The organism is Agrobacterium fabrum str. C58, assembly GCF_000092025.1.
Lineage (GTDB): Bacteria > Pseudomonadota > Alphaproteobacteria > Rhizobiales > Rhizobiaceae > Agrobacterium > Agrobacterium fabrum.
In genome coordinates this window covers 1,773,642-1,788,795 of the sequence record NC_003063.2, presented here as the reverse complement: position 1 = coordinate 1,788,795, position 15,154 = coordinate 1,773,642, and the positions used below count along the sequence as shown (strand labels likewise).

9 protein-coding genes and 2 pseudogenes are annotated in these 15,154 nt (G+C 59.5%); 3 read left to right on the top strand and 8 right to left on the bottom strand.

What is annotated here, in order from left to right; all coding sequences use genetic code 11:
- The first annotated feature begins 1 nt into the window (after position 1).
- Positions 2-3,148, top strand: coding sequence for an efflux RND transporter permease subunit (locus tag ATU_RS21740; protein ID WP_010974031.1), 3,147 nt, complete (start codon positions 2-4; stop codon positions 3,146-3,148).
- Positions 3,149-3,168: 20 nt separating this feature from the next.
- Here the strand turns inward: ATU_RS21740 and ATU_RS21735 are convergent, their stop codons facing one another.
- Positions 3,169-3,708: an NUDIX hydrolase gene (locus tag ATU_RS21735; RefSeq protein WP_010974030.1), complete on the bottom strand. Its 540-nt coding sequence runs from the start codon at positions 3,706-3,708 to the stop codon at positions 3,169-3,171.
- A 113-nt stretch (positions 3,709-3,821) separates the two neighbouring features.
- Between ATU_RS21735 and ATU_RS21730 the strand changes: the two genes are divergently transcribed.
- Complete coding sequence (locus ATU_RS21730; protein WP_010974029.1) at positions 3,822-4,466, top strand: DUF47 domain-containing protein; 645 nt, start codon at positions 3,822-3,824, stop codon at positions 4,464-4,466.
- Positions 4,466-5,035 (top strand): annotated as a pseudogene (locus ATU_RS21725) (inorganic phosphate transporter); the annotation flags it as partial. The gene ATU_RS21730 and the pseudogene ATU_RS21725, both read left to right, overlap by 1 nt.
- Here ATU_RS21725 and ligD read toward each other — a convergent pair.
- The 7 genes and pseudogenes from ligD to ATU_RS21690 all read right to left on the bottom strand — a co-directional run.
- Positions 5,016-7,319, bottom strand: a pseudogene (gene ligD, locus ATU_RS21720) (DNA ligase D); the annotation flags it as partial. The pseudogenes ATU_RS21725 and ligD overlap by 20 nt on opposite strands.
- A 3-nt stretch (positions 7,320-7,322) precedes the next feature.
- Entirely contained in the window at positions 7,323-8,156 is an 834-nt protein-coding gene (gene ku, locus ATU_RS21715) for a non-homologous end joining protein Ku (protein WP_010974026.1), read from the bottom strand.
- Positions 8,153-8,440 (bottom strand): hypothetical protein, encoded by a 288-nt coding sequence (locus ATU_RS21710; protein WP_010974025.1) that lies wholly within the window; start codon positions 8,438-8,440, stop codon positions 8,153-8,155. The genes ku and ATU_RS21710 overlap by 4 nt, the downstream gene beginning before the upstream one ends.
- Positions 8,441-8,482: 42 nt before the next feature.
- Positions 8,483-9,376: an SDR family oxidoreductase gene (locus ATU_RS21705; protein ID WP_010974024.1), complete on the bottom strand. Its 894-nt coding sequence runs from the start codon at positions 9,374-9,376 to the stop codon at positions 8,483-8,485.
- A gap of 202 nt (positions 9,377-9,578) precedes the next feature.
- Positions 9,579-11,918: a bifunctional diguanylate cyclase/phosphodiesterase gene (locus tag ATU_RS21700; RefSeq protein WP_010974023.1), complete on the bottom strand. Its 2,340-nt coding sequence runs from the start codon at positions 11,916-11,918 to the stop codon at positions 9,579-9,581.
- 187 nt (positions 11,919-12,105) lie between these two features.
- Positions 12,106-13,209: a hypothetical protein gene (locus ATU_RS21695; protein ID WP_035257230.1), complete on the bottom strand. Its 1,104-nt coding sequence runs from the start codon at positions 13,207-13,209 to the stop codon at positions 12,106-12,108.
- Between the two features lie 292 nt (positions 13,210-13,501).
- Positions 13,502-15,040 (bottom strand): ABC transporter substrate-binding protein, encoded by a 1,539-nt coding sequence (locus ATU_RS21690; protein ID WP_370363071.1) that lies wholly within the window; start codon positions 15,038-15,040, stop codon positions 13,502-13,504.
- Between the last annotated feature and the right edge of the window lie 114 nt (positions 15,041-15,154).

The following is a 15,154-nucleotide window of genomic DNA, read 5'->3' as shown; positions in this document are numbered from 1 at the left end:
GATGTTTCTGACCCGCATATCTGTCAACCATCCCGTCTTCGCCACCATGATGATGGTAGCACTTCTGGTCATGGGCGCTTTTTCCCTACAGCGGCTGGGGCTGGATCAATATCCCAATGTCGACGTTCCCGTTGTGGTGGTCGTCACCAGCTATCCCGGCGCGACGCCGGAGACGGTGGAAATGGAGGTGACGCGCCCGGTCGAGGATGCGCTGAACGCCATCGGTGGCCTCGATGAGGTGACGTCCACCTCCTATGAGGGACGTTCCGTCGTCGTTGCGAAGTTCAAGCTCGAGGTTCAGAGTTCCGCCGCCGCGCAGGAGGTGCGCGACAAGATCGCCGCCATCGAGGCGAATTTTCCGGAAGACACCAAAAAGCCTGTCATATCGAGGTTCGATCCCGCCGCAGAGCCGATCCTGTCGCTGGCGATCAGTTCGACATCGCTCGATGTGCCTGCACTCGCCACCCTCGCCGAGCAAAAGGTGGTGCGGCAATTGACGACCGTTGCGGGCATCGGACAGGCAACGTTGGTCGGCGGCCGCAAACGGCAAATCGATGTGACGATCGATGAGACGCGGATGCGCGCGCTGGGGATCGGCGTCAACGAGGTGGTGACTGCGCTGCGGGCTGGAAACAGCAACAGCCCGGCCGGCAGCGTCGTCGATCCCGTCTCCGAACGCACCATTCAGATACAGAGTCGCATAGAGGAACCCGAGGCCCTGCTGGATATGGTGGTGGCACGGCGCGGCGGCGTGGCCATCCTGCTGCGCGACGTCGCCACGCTGTCCGAAGGGGCGGCCGATGCCGAAAACCGCGCCATTTATAATGGCCAGACGGCGCTGGCGATCGATATAGTCAAGGTTCAGGACGCCAATACGGTGCAGGTGGTGAGCGATGTGAGGAAGCGCCTCGATGCGCTCAACGCCGAGCTTTCACCGCAAAATATACAGCTGCGCATCGTGACGGATTCATCGATACCGATCCAGGAATCCGTAACCCAGGTGCAGACCACGCTGATCGAAGGTGCAGCACTCGCCGTCGCCATCGTCTTCCTGTTTCTCAATTCCTGGCGCAGCACGGTCATCACCGGTCTGACGCTGCCGATCGCGATCATCGGCACACTCACGGTGGTCGATTTCCTCGGTTTCACGCTCAATACGCTCAGCCTGTTGGCGCTGACACTGTCCATCGGCATTCTGGTGGACGACGCCATCGTGGTGCGCGAGAACATTACCCGCCATCTGCACATGGGCAAGTCCCATCTGCGCGCCGCCCTCGACGGCACCGGTGAAATCGGGCTTGCGGTGATCGCGACGACGGCGACGATCGTGGCGGTTTTCCTGCCGGTCGCTTTCATGGACGGTATCGTCGGCCGGTTTTTCTATCAGTTCGGCGTCACCGTTTCCGCCGCCGTGCTGATCTCGCTTTTCGTCGCCTTCACGCTCGATCCGATGCTGTCGAGCGTCTGGTATGATCCCGATGCGCAGGCCGATGCGAAGCGTGGCCCGATTGGCCGCCTGATCGCCCGTTTTGACCACGGTTTTGAATGGATGGCCGGGCAATACCGGCATGCGATCGACTGGACATTGCGCCACCGGCTCGTCACCCTGCTTGTTACCGCAGGCATTTTTATCGGCAGCCTGTTCATGGTGCCGCTGGTCGGCACGGAATTCGTGCCAGATGCCGATGAGGGACGCTTCCAGATCAATCTCACCGCGCCGGTCGGGTCTTCGCTCGATTACACGACAGCGAAGCTACAGCAGGTCAAAAAGGCGCTAAGGGAATTTCCTGAAGTCGAGATGCTTTATTCCACCATCAATACCGGCGGCGCGGCCGGCAAACATCGCGCCGCCATTCTTGTCGGGCTCGTACCGCTTTCGGCACGCGAGCAGACTCCGCTTTCCCTTGCCGAGCCAGTCCGCAAACGCTTGTCGGCAATTCCCGGGATCGAGATCAATATCCTGCAGAATGGTCTCGGTGGCGGCGAAAGCCCGGTGCAGCTGAGCATCCTCGGCGACGACCGGGCAGTCCTCGAAAAAATCGCAAACGGTCTTGTGGAGGACATGAAAAAAATCCCGGGTCTGGTGGAGGTGACCTCCAGCACCAAGGACGTGACCTCCATCCTCTCGGTCCGATTGAAGCCCGCGGCGGCAAGCGATCTCGGCATTGCCAGGGCCGATCTCGCCGCCGCCCTGTCTGCCCTCATCGGCGGCGAGGATGTTTCCAAATGGACCGACGCGCATGGCAACAGCTACGATATCGTTGTTCGCCTGCCCGTCGAGCGGCGCTCCGATGCAGCACGTCTCGGGGAGTTGATGATCACGACCGGCCGCACCGGGGCGAACGGCGCGCCGCTGATGGTACGCCTCGATCAGGTCGCCGATATCGGCACGGTGGCGGCACCGGCGGAAATCCGCCGCTTCGACAATCGTCGCGAAATACTGGTGTCGGCTAATATCACCGGTCGTACGCTTGGGGATGTTACGGAGACCCTGCAGGGCCTGACCGCCAGCCGCGATCTGCCGGCTGGTTATCGCATCCGTTTCGGCGGCGAGGCCGAAACCATGCAGGAAACCGTCGGCCATATGGGGACGGCGCTCAGCATGGCCATCATCTTCATCTACATCGTGCTCGCCTCACAATTCGGCAGCTTCCTGCAGCCGCTTGCCATCATGGTGTCGCTGCCGCTATCGCTCATCGGCGTCCTCCTCGGCCTCATGGTGGCCGGCAGCACCATCAATATGTTCTCGCTGATCGGCTTCATCATGCTGATGGGCCTCGTGACCAAAAACGGCATATTGCTGGTGGATTTCGCCAATCGCGAACGGCGGCGCGGCCTTACGCTGAATGAGGCACTGGCGAATGCCGGCGTCATCCGCTTCCGCCCGATCATCATGACGACGCTCGCGATGATCTTCGGCATGATCCCGCTCGGTCTCGCCGTCGGCGGAGGCGGCGCCCAGCGCGCACCCATGGCACATGCCGTGGTGGGCGGCCTCATCAGCTCCACGCTGCTGACCCTGATCGTTGTGCCCGTCATCCTGTCCTATATCGACAGCATCACGCGGCGTTTCGCCCGCCTGTTGCCGAAGGCGCCGGACGAGGTGGCAGAAAGGGGAGTAAAAAATCGAACAGTGTCAACAGTCTGAGCCTGTCTCCGGCGTTGCGCTCAGGGCTTCCCGCTGTCCTGTCGCTTCTTTTTGCCCTTGGGCTTGAAATCAACCAGCAACGATTTCAACTCAATGTCGCGAACGCGCCTTGCCGCCTCATCGGGGCGCACCCATTCCGAGAGGCGTTCGCCACTTTCCTTGAAACTCGCATCCGCCTCCGTCACCTCTATCTGGAACACATCGACCATGCAGGGCACGACATCGCCATTGTCGAGCATCTTCAGATAGGTATAGCGACCGATGGCGTCCTTTCGCACCCGGCCCCGCACGCCCGCCTCCTCCCATGCCTCGATGGCCGCCGCCTGATGCGGCTTCTTGCGTTTCATTGGCCAGCCGCGCGGAATGATCCAGCGTCCGCTGGTCCGGGAGGTAACGAGGAGGATTTCGATAGTCCCGCCATCGGCATAACGGAAGCAGAGCGCGGCATATTGCTGCCGGAAAGCGCCGGTGAAGAGCTTTTCCGGAACAGCAGCCAGCTGCTGAAGCAATGTGAGTGGACGGGCCGGGCGGGTCTTCCGGCGTTTCTTGGCGGGTTTCATATCCGTTGATAGTGCCGATTTTCCGGGTTGCATCAATGCCCCGCGTGCATTTATGACAGTTTTATGACAATCACCCCCCACAACTAATAAAGCGCCATTGAGGGCCAATTCGCATGATGAGTATTTTTCGCAAGCTGATGCCGCGCGAGGACCGTTTCTTCGACATGTTCAGCAAACATTCCGAAACCGTCATCAAAGCGGCTGCAGCCCTTGATCAACTTTTGAGCGGCATCGACGTCGAGAAGAACTGCGACCTCATTGTCGCCCTTGAGAATCAGGCCGATGACATCACTCGCGAGGTTCTGCTTGCAGTCAGGCGCAGCTTCATCACGCCCTTCGATCGTGGCGACATCAAGGATCTCATCCAGTCCATGGATGACGCCATCGATATGATGCACAAGACGGTCAAGACCATTCGCCTGTTCGAACAGAGCGAATTCGACCCGCTGATGAAGGAGATGGGCCACGAGATCGTCCGCGCGGCCGGCCTCATCGCGGAAGCCATTCCGCTTCTCAACAAGGTCGGCGCGAACGCGCAGCGCCTCTCCGCCATCGCCGAAGAGGTGACCCGTGTCGAAGGCCGCTCCGACGATCTCCACGATCAGGGCCTGAAAGACCTCTTCCGCCGCCATGGCGCGAACGGCAATGCGATGGCCTACATGATCGGCAGCGAAATCTACGGCGAACTCGAAAAGGTCGTCGACCGCTTCGAGGATGTGGCCAATGAGATCAGCGGCATTGTGATCGAGAACGTCTGATGGATGTCGCACTTGCCCTGCCGCTGCTTGTCGGCCTCATCGCCATCGCGCTGTTCTTCGATTTCCTGAACGGTCTGCACGACGCCGCCAATTCCATCGCCACCATCGTTTCCACCCGTGTGCTGCGGCCGCAATATGCGGTCGCCTGGGCGGCTTTCTTCAATTTCATCGCCTTTCTGTTCTTCGGCCTGCATGTGGCCGAAACGCTCGGCACCGGCATCATCGATCCGGCCATCGTTTCACCGCAGGTCATCTTCGCGGCACTGATCGGGGCGATCGTCTGGAACATCGTCACCTGGATTTTTGGCATTCCTTCCAGCTCGTCGCATGCGCTGATCGGCGGTCTCGTCGGTGCGGGTTTTGCGAAGGTGGGCTTTAATTCCATCGTCTGGTCCGGCCTGCTGAAGACCGTCGGCGCCATCTTCATGTCACCTGCCATCGGCTTTTTCCTGGCGCTGCTTCTCGTCCTTGCCGTGTCGTGGCTGTTCGTGCGGCAGACGCCCTTTGCTGTTGACCGCACGTTCCGGATCATGCAGTTTATTTCCGCTTCGCCGTATTGCCCCGGCCATTGCGCAGATAATCGATGAAGATGCGACCCTGACGCTTGGCCTTGGTGGCGACGGAGAGATATTTCTCCGGCTCGGCCTTCGACATATCCGTGGCCATGGCTTTGGCGAAGGCCTTGACGGGCGCCCAGCCCGCCTGCGGTTTCAGCGGCGAGACCACATGCAGCCCCTTGCCGCCCGACGTCTTGACGAAAGCGGCAAGGCCCGCCTCTTCGAAGCGCCGTTTGAGTTCTTGCGCCGCCTCGATCACCGCGTCCCAGGCCACATCCTCGCCGGGGTCGATATCCATGGTGATCATGTCAGGCTTTTCCCAATTGGCGGTCGTTGCGCCCCATGGGTGGATTTCAAGTGCTGCGGATTGCACGAGCGCCATCAGGCCATCGAAATCCGTGATGCGGATCAGCGGTTCGCCCCCCTTGTCCTTGGGATCCTTGATCTGCTCGATCGCTTTGTTGATGCCGCGCCAGGCGTGTTTCTGGAAAAACCGTTGGCCCTCTATGCCCTCGGGGCAACGCAACAGCGCCAGCGGCCGGTTGACGACAAAGGGCGCCATATGCCGCCAGACCTGCGCATAATAGTCGGCCAGTCCCTCCTTGGTCACGCCGTCATTTGGCCAGTAAAGCCGGTCGGGGTGAGTGAACTTGATCTTCGACTGCGACTGCGGCGCATTGCTATCCGACACGGCCTTCTCCTCGCGTTCGATCTCTCCTGCCGGCTTGTCTTCCCGCAAACCCCGGAAGGATGCATGACGCAGATTTCCATCTCCTGACCAAGCGCGAAACTCCACCTCCGCCACCAGTTCCGGCTTCACAAAATGGAGATCGCGGCGGGCAAGCGCGGTCAGCTTGTCGCCAAAGGGGCTGTCCTTGCGTTCCAGCGGCTTCAGACGAGAAAATATCATCTCCGCGACGTCGCCGGAATAACCGGTTCCGACACGGCCGACATGGCGCAGCTTGCCGTTTTCATAGACCCCTAGAGCCAGCGAGCCGATGGCATGCTCCGACGTCGAAGAGACGGTGTAACCTCCGATCACGAATTCCTGTCGCATCGAACATTTGGACTTTACCCATTCGCCCTTGCGGCCGGACACATATTTGCTGCTTTTGACCTTGGAAATCACGCCTTCGAGGCTGAGCCGGCAGGCATGGTCCAACACCAGCGCGCCACTTTCCTCGAAATGTTGGCTGTAGCGGAGATGGGGATCGCCGGCCGGTAACAGCTTCTCCAGCAGTGCCTTTCGTTCGCTCAACGCCGCGCCGCGCAGGTCGCTCCCATCGAGATAAAGAAGGTCAAACGCATAAAAGACAAACCGGTCGTCGCGTCCTTCGCTCAGGTCCTGCTGCAAGGCAGAGAAATCGGAAGCGCCGCTATCGCGTTCGACAACGATTTCACCGTCGATCAGAACAGTTTCCGCCGGCAGCGCCGTGAGTGCAGCCGCCACGGCGGCGCCGAATTTTTCCGTCCAGTCCAGCCCGCTGCGGGTCAACAGCTGAAGTTTGCCCTGATCGACTCGCGCCTGCAGCCGGTAACCATCGAATTTGATTTCGTGCAGCCAGCGTGATCCCTCCGGCGGTTTTGGCTTCAGCGTGGCGAGTGCCGGCGGCACGAAAGAGGGCAAGGCCTGTTTGCGTGCTCCTTTGGGCAGCGCATGCGCCTGTTTCTGGCCGGATGTCGAGGCGCCGGCCTTTTTCGAGACCGGCTTGGAATTCCAGGTATCCTCCGGTTTTTTTGCGACCTCCTCGACACTGCGGCCGGTCTTTACCGATTCCGGCCTTTCCTCGAGAATATCAGCACCGCCTTTGTGCCTCGCCTCCTCATCGTCACCCTTGATCAGCAGCCAGTTCTCCCGGCTCTCTCCGGGCTTGCCGTGCATGCGCACCAGATGCCAGCGGCCTTTCAGCTTCTCTCCCTCGAGCTCGAACTCCAGATGGCCCTTTCGATATCCTTTCCCGGCATCACCAATCGGCTGCCAGATGCCGCGATCCCAGACGATCACAGTGCCGCCGCCATATTGTCCCTTGGGGATGACGCCTTCGAAATCGCCGTAGCTCAGTGGATGGTCCTCCACATGCACGGCAAGGCGCTTGTCTTCCGGATCGAGGCTCGGGCCGCGCGTCACCGCCCAGCTTTTCAGCACCCCGTCCATTTCAAGGCGAAAATCGTAATGCAGGCGGCGGGCATCGTGTTTCTGGATGACGAAACTCGATCCCGGTTTTTCAGCCTTTGTGCCTTTGGGCTCCGGCGTCTTGTCGAAACTGCGCTTGGCGTTATAAGTCTGCAATCCCATGGATCAGCTCGCTTTCCGCGAGGCCTTGCGGCCTGATGACGTGGCCTTTTTCCCGCTGCCTGCTCCGGCACCGGCGCTGCGGCGCAGGGCCTCCTTGAGATCGATGATGTTGTCTTCCTTGCGCGGCGGCGGTTTGGCGATTTCCCGGCCTTCGATCTTGGCTTTCACCAGTTCCGCCAGCGCATCATTATATCTGTCACTATAATCGGCGGGATCGAATGTACCCGCCCGCTTTTCGATGATGTGGCCGGCAAGTTCCAGCATTTCATCGTCGAACTCGATATCGGGGATCGACTTGAAAACGGATGTTTCCGAACGAACTTCGTAGCTGAAATTCAGTGTGGTGGCGACAAGCGCCTTGCCGCTCGGGCGGATCAGCAGAATGCGGTTGCGGCGGAAAAGCACGGCTTCGCCGAGGGCCACGACATTCTCGTCGTCCATGGCCTTGGCGAGAAGCGTCAGCGCCTCTTCGCCATCCTCCCCGGTCGGCGCGAGATAATAGGACTTGTCGAAATAGAGCTTGTCGATTTCGTCGCAGGGCAAAAAGTGTTTGACGTGAATGACCTTGTCGCTGTCAGGCATCAGCTTTGCGATCTCGTCTCCCTCGATGACGATATGATCGCCATTGTCGAGTTCATAACCCTTGACCTGATCATCACGAAACACCGGCTCGCCGGTATCGCTGTCGACATATTGCCGCTCGACGCGGTGACCGGTCTTGCGGTTGACGATATTAAACGAAATCTTCTCCGCCGAAGTAAGCGCGGAATAAAGGCCGATTTCACAGTTGAAATCGGCAAACGACAGATGCCCTTTCCAGCTCGCCCGGCGATTCATGACCGTCGCCCCTCACCAGCGTGACGTAAGGAAGCTTCACCGCGTCCGCCACCGGCGAGAATGCGCTCGATCGCCGGCACGTCGTCTTCCGCCAGAACCGGTACTGGATCGGAGGCCATGGCTTCCAATACCTCCGGCGACAGACCGCCGTTGCGAATGACCCATTCCATGGCCTCGCGTGTCTGCCGTTCCGCTTTCAACTGCGCATAAAGCGCCAATATCAGCCGGTCGCGGACATCGAAGTTTTTCAAGCCTTTTTCTGAACGTTCTGACTGCTGTTTCATGTCGAAACCCTTAAAGACAGCCCTGCAATAGCGAAGATTGCCTCAGGCAATACCTCTCCCACCGGTCACGCCATATACTTCACCATTGATGAAACTCGCATCCTGCGAGGCGAGCAGCACATAAACAGGTGCCAGTTCCACAGGCTGTCCCGGACGGCCGAAATCGCTGTCCTTGCCGAAGTTCTTCACCTTCTCATCCGGCTGGCCGCCACTCGGCTGAAGAACCGTCCAGAACGGACCGGGCGCTACCGCATTGGCGCGCACGCCCTTTTCGATCAGCTGCTTTGCGAGCGCCTTGGTATAAGCGACGATACCGGCCTTGGTCGTGGCGTAATCGAGAAGGATGGCCGATGGTTCATAGGCCTGGATGGACGCGGTGGTGATAACAGACGCACCCGGCTTCAGATATGGAACAGCCGCCTGCGCAATCCAGTGCAACGCATAAAGATTGGTCTTCATGGTGCGGTCGAAATCATCGGTCGAGAGCTCTTCGATGTCTTCGCGATATTGCTGCCTTGCGGCGTTAATGACAAGAATATCAAGCCCATTGAGATCGCTGACGGCTTTCTCGACCAGTTCACGGCACCATGCCTCGTCGGTAATATCGCCCGGGAGCGCTACCGCCACGCGGCCTTCCGCCTCGATCAGTGCAACAACTTCCTCGGCATCCGATTCTTCCTCCGGCAGATAGGATATCGCGACATCGGCACCTTCCCGCGCAAAAGCGATTGCGACTGCGCGCCCGATGCCGGAATCGCCGCCGGTAATCAGTGCCTTGCGCCCCGCAAGCTTGCCGGTGCCCTTGTAGCTCTTTTCACCATGATCAGGGAAAGGCGTCATATTCGTCACCAGACCCGGCATTTCCTGGGTCGGGGTTGAAAACGGCGGGCGGGGATACTGGCTGCGCGGGTCTTGCGGCTCTAGGCGGTCTGTCATCGCGGACTCTCCCATCGATAGAGGTTCATTCAAGGCGCGTTCACGACAGGAGGTCTAAACCCCAGGTCAAACTGATCAACGCTGCCCCAGAGGCAGCGGCAGCATGGACACGCCACATGCAACCCTAACGATCTGCCTCTGCTCTCGTTCCAAAGAATATGGGAAAGTCTGCGCGCGGGCGCGATGCGCCGCCGCATCTTCGTCAAACGGAATGTTTCTTCCGTTTGGCGGTGCTCGCGGCAGGAGCCGGTGCCACATCGGGTCGTCCGAAGAGATAACCCTGCGCCTGGGCACAACCCTCATCGACCACCATGCGGTATTGCGCGTCCGTCTCGATCCCCTCCGCCGTCACCGGCAGATCGAGGCTGCGACCAAGGCCGATCACCGCACGCACGATGGCGCGGGCATTGTCATCCTCGCTCATGGCGGCGATGAAGCTGCGGTCGATCTTGATCTTGTCGAAGGGGAAGCTCTGCAGGTTGCTGAGCGACGAGTAACCGGTGCCGAAATCATCCATGACAATAGCAACCCCGAGCGCCTTCAGCTGGTTGAGGATGACCAGCGTCGCCTTGCGGTCCTTGAGAAGTGCTGCCTCGGTAATCTCCAGCTCCAGCCGGTTGGGCGAAAGCCCGGTCTGCATCAACACCGTGCAGACGACATGACCGAGATTGGCCAGCGAAAACTGCAGGGGCGAGACATTCACCGCAATCTTCAGATGTGGCGCCCAGGTGCTTGCCTGCCGGCAGGCCTCACGCAGCACCCATTCGCCAAGCGAGATGATGATCCCGCTTTCCTCGGCAATCGGAATGAAGACATCCGGCGGGACCACGCCCCTTGTCGGGTGCTGCCAGCGCACCAGCGCCTCGTAACCGACGACCTGGCCGCATTCGACAGACAGGACCGGCTGATAATTCAACACCAGCTCGTCCCGGTTGATGGCGAGCCGCAAATCGGTCTCCAGCTGGCGGCGCTCACGGGCTTCCTGGTCCATCAACGGATCGTAGAAGGCGAGGATGCCACGACCACCCATCTTGGCGCGGTAAAGCGCGAGATCGGCGGCATGCATGATGCTTTCATGATCCTGCCCGTCGCGCGGGAACACGGCGATGCCGATGCTGACGCCGACGGCGGTCGGGTCATTGACGACATTCATCTTCAGGGCGAACATGCCAAGGATTGTTTCGGCCAGCAGGCGCGCTTCGTCCGCCTTCGTATGCCGGGCGGTCAATATCACGAATTCATCGCCGCCAAGACGGGCGACCACATCGCCTGCCCTTGCACATTCATCGAGAATGGCGGCGACTTTTTTCAAGACACGGTCGCCTTCGGCATGGCCGAATATGTCGTTGACCGCCTTGAACCGGTCGAGATCGAGCGCCAGCAGCGCAAATTCATCCTCCTCGTCGCCATTGTCGATCTGTTGGTGAAGACGGGTCTGGAACATGGTGCGGTTTGAGAGGCCTGTCAGGACATCGTGGCGCGCGAGATATTCGATTTCGCGCTGCGCTTCCCGCTTTTCCGTCAGGTCGCGAATGGCCATCACCTCGCAGGGGCGGCCGCGATATTCGATGGTGCGCACACCAAGTTCGAAGACCTGTGCCTGCCCGCCCCGCTCGCGGATCGCTTCCACCGGCGCAGGACGCGACAGATAGGTGGGCTGTCCATCGACGGCCTTGAAGAGATCGTCGGGATTCCGTCCCACAAGCGATGCCTCCTCCCGACCGAGAAGGCCGGCAAAACGGGTGTTGAGTTCCACGATCCGCCCGTCACGGACGACGGCGAGGCCGTCAAGTGTGGCATCCACCAGTCCTTTGAGATCGACAAGGTAACGATCCACCAGCGCAGCGACGGCGGTGGCAAAAAGGATGAGGAAGGTGACGCCGGAAATGGCGCCGATCATGATCAGCCTGCCGACATTATCGGGATCAGGCCCTGACATGGATGGATCCGGCGTGAGAACCGTGGCCGACATGGCCGTGAAATGCAGCGCGCAGATGCCGAAGATCGCCGCTCCGGCCGGCGCCGCAATGCGCTTCCATGAGGCGAGACGACGGAAAAGGAAAAAGGCGAGAACGAAGGCCGCCCAGGAGACCGCAGAACCGCCAAAAACCGGGCCCCACCGATAGCTGATCGTGGCCGCGACATCCATGCCCGCCATCCCAACGAAATGCATGACGGCAACCGACAGGGTGACCAGCGTTCCGACGATGAGCGATGAGTAGATGGCCTGCGAGCGGGCCACGAGCGCCAGCCAGAAACCAAAAACGGCCAAAGCGGCTGAAAGAGCCGTGAAGAAGAAGTCGTAACCGATCGGAACCGCGCCCCTATAGGCGAGCATGGCGACGAAATGGGTGGCCCAGACACTCAGCCCGGCGGCAAAGGCCGCAACCAGCACCCAATAGGGCTTGCGCCCCGCCGGACTTTCATCCGCGCGCAACAGAAGATGAAAAAAAGCAAACATGCCAAGCAGGCAGATAACAGCTGCAAGAAGAACGACCGCGTGGTCGTGCTGTATGGCAACGCATTCCAAAACCGTGAACATGCTGCACTCTCCCAGCCTTCGAAGAACCGCTCACGGTGGCACTATGGAAGTGCTTTATTTATAAATCTCTAATGCAACTAATGATAATTGTGTCAATATTTTTTCGCGCAGCAAAAAGTGTTCAGACCGGCGTGCCAAGCTGTAACACTTTCGGCAAACCGGCCCGAAGAAAATGGTGCCAGAGGCTTTATTTCCAGCTTCGATAATCGGCCGCGGTGCATCCGAAAGGTGCCGGGCCGTCGGAGAAACGCTCCTGCAAGCGCGCACAACCCCACTCATTGAGTGCCGTCGGCAGCATGTTGTTGATGTGCATGCCGGGTGAGTTGAACTGCGATGGAGCGCTGGTGATATACCACAGCCAGTAACCGAAGACCGCGACGATGATGACGGCGACGATGGCAACGAACGTTCCCAGTCTGCGCAGGAGGCTCGGTCCTTTCTTTATCGCCGCGCCCTGGGCCGCGACGCCCGACTGTGTCTCATTCGCGAGCAGCGGGGCAAGCGAGGCGAGAACCTCTGCCCTCTCCTGCTCAGTCAGGTCGATCCGCTCCAGCTGGTCGTCGATGAGAACCGGCAGCGCGCTGTTGCCATGCAGGACCGCCAGCGCAACATCGTGTTTGTCGGTGTGACCGACGACAACGGGAATGCGACCCCGCTCGAGATGGGTGAAGGATTGCCGCTTGGTCTTCCCGTCCCTCACCGTATCGGCATAGGTGACGAAGAGACGGCTGCGTTTTTCGGCAACCGCCGTCAGTGCAACCGGAATGACGGTCAACGGTGCTGCATGCCGCAGCTGCAGGCGAACCCGCAGCACACGGATAAGCGTGAACAACATTGCGAGGCTGCCGAAACCAAGCAGGGCAACAAACACGCCAAGCGTGATGATGCGGTTCCAGAGCATGTCGAGACCCAGCGAAATCGTTGCGAGTTCCGGGTTCTTCGCGGAAATCACCAGACCGGTTTCGTAATCACCGGAATGGAAATCGACGAACATCACCTCGACGTCCTTCTTGTAGCTGACGCCGCCATGATCGTAGGAAAGCTCCGCCTCGCAGGTCGTGAAGATCGCCTTGCGCGTCTTGCAGCTGCCGTTGATATCGCCGTTTTCGATTTCCAGCGGGTCCTTGCTGATCTGATAATCGCGCAGAATGCCCGGACCTTCGGCCACCAGCATGACGGCTAGGATCGCGACAAGCACCGGAATGGAAAAATAATAGGCAGGAGGCACCGAAATGACGCCACGCTTGAGGCTCAACGGCCGCGACGGAAGTTTTATCTGGGCAAGATTCATGGGGGACAACACATCTGCGAGAGAGTGGCGGGCGAAGCCTATGGCTCGTACCCGACGGAAGGAATGGTCACCACCGGTGTCTAATCCGGTGAAGCCTTGGAGAAAACCCCAAAAATTCACGGGATAGTCGCAAGAATTGCGTATTTCCAGAAAATGCACGCGACATCGTGGCTGGCGCTTCAAGCCGTGCAAGCCAAAGAGCCGAGGTTACCGCAAGCCGCCAAGCAGACTGAAATAAAAACGGGCGGTAAAACCGCCCGCTCTCTATTCATGGGAAGCATTTGCCTGGCCGTTATTCCTTTGTCACGTTTTCCAGGCGGGTCGTCTGGCTTGGATGCCCGACATAGTCCTTCACCCGCGCATTCAGCACGATAGGCTCGAATCTCTCGAACATCGGCAGCACTGCCGGCTTCTGGGCAACGAACATCTCCTGCATCTGCGTGTAGATTTCCCCCCGCTTCTTGGCATCGGGCTCCAGCGAAGCCTTGGCCGTGAGCGCCGTCAGTTCCGGGATGTCCCAGGCCGAGCGCCAGACGAAATTGCCGGCATTGTTGGCGGCAAGCGAATTGTCGGGGTTGCTGGAAAACTGCTCCATCGATCCGAGTACATTGGGCATATAAGCGCCGGTCTGCGGAATGAGCAGATCGAAATCGCGTGCACGGTGCGCTGCGATCACGTCAGAACCATTGCCCTGCTGAATATTGACCTTGATGCCGATCTGGCTGAGCGAGGCCTGAATAGCAGTGGCAAGGTCGATGCGTGGCGTCTGCGCAATCGTCTTCAGATTGAGCGTGAAGCCGTTCTCATAACCGGCCTCCTTGAGGAGTTCCTTGGCCTTGGGAACGTCGAGTTTCCAGTCCGGACTCGGGATGGCGTATTCGAAGTTCTCCGGCACCGGCACGGTCCGCGTCCGGCCGTAAGGCCCCATGATGGTTTTTTCCATCCCCTTGTAATCGATACCATAGGCAATCGCTTCACGAACCTTCGGGTTCGACAGGGGCTCCTTGCCGGCATTCATGGACAGGACGTAAAAACCGCCCGTCGGCACGCGCTGGATCTGAAAGCCTTCCTTATTGTTGAAGGTGGCGAGATCGGCCGCGGTCAGCGCGCTGGCGATATCGATGTCACCACGGTCCAGCATCAGGCGCTCGACCTGGCTTTCCGGCACATGTCGCACGATGACGCGGCGCATTTTCGGGCTGCCGGCCACATAATCCTTGTTTGCCTCCAGAATGATGATCTCATTCGGCGACCAGCGATTGAGCGTGAAGGGCCCGGAACCGGCGGAATTGGTTCTGAGCCAGCCATTGCCCCAATCGCCATTGACTTCATGCGACTTGAGCTCCTTGCTATCGACGACGCTGGCGATGACCATTGCGAGGCGATAGAGCAGCAATTCGGAGGTCGTCTCCCCCGAAAGACCAATCCGCACGGTCATTTCATCCGGGGCGGTCACCAGCTTGTCGACATTATCGGCATTGTAGCCAACGCGCTTCAGGTTCGCGGCGGCTGCCTGGTTCATCTTCAACAGCCGGCTGAACGAATACACGACATCTGCCGAGGTTACCGGGTTGCCGGAGGCAAAATTCGCTTCGCGCAGATGGAAGGTGATGCCCTTCTCGTCCGTTTCCCAGCGCTCGGCGAGCTGCGGGGAAACCTTGCCCGACCCATCGACGGAAATCAGCCGATCGTAGAGATTGGCCATGATTTCGTTGGCTTTTGCTTCGGTGGCCTGATGCGGATCCAGTGACAGCACCTGCGCCAGCGACGTTGCGACAATGAGCTGGTCGTTCGGCGTTTTGGCGAAAACTGGGGACGCCTGCATCAGCATCGCGCCCAAAGCCGTGGTGAATGCGAGACGGATCATAGATTTTTTCATACCTGCTCCTCCTACAGATCGGTCATTCAAGATGGAAAAAGGCCGGCGGCACTGCGCAGCGCCACC

Coding starts and splice junctions, on each gene's coding strand:
- ATU_RS21740 (WP_010974031.1), top strand. CDS start 2: ATGTTTCTGACCCGCATATCTGTCAACCATCCCGTCTTCGCCACCATG.
- ATU_RS21735 (WP_010974030.1), bottom strand. CDS start 3,708: ATGAAACCCGCCAAGAAACGCCGGAAGACCCGCCCGGCCCGTCCACTC.
- ATU_RS21730 (WP_010974029.1), top strand. CDS start 3,822: ATGATGAGTATTTTTCGCAAGCTGATGCCGCGCGAGGACCGTTTCTTC.
- ku (WP_010974026.1), bottom strand. CDS start 8,156: ATGAATCGCCGGGCGAGCTGGAAAGGGCATCTGTCGTTTGCCGATTTC.
- ATU_RS21710 (WP_010974025.1), bottom strand. CDS start 8,440: ATGAAACAGCAGTCAGAACGTTCAGAAAAAGGCTTGAAAAACTTCGAT.
- ATU_RS21705 (WP_010974024.1), bottom strand. CDS start 9,376: ATGACAGACCGCCTAGAGCCGCAAGACCCGCGCAGCCAGTATCCCCGC.
- ATU_RS21700 (WP_010974023.1), bottom strand. CDS start 11,918: ATGTTCACGGTTTTGGAATGCGTTGCCATACAGCACGACCACGCGGTC.
- ATU_RS21695 (WP_035257230.1), bottom strand. CDS start 13,209: ATGAATCTTGCCCAGATAAAACTTCCGTCGCGGCCGTTGAGCCTCAAG.
- ATU_RS21690 (WP_370363071.1), bottom strand. CDS start 15,040: ATGCTGATGCAGGCGTCCCCAGTTTTCGCCAAAACGCCGAACGACCAG.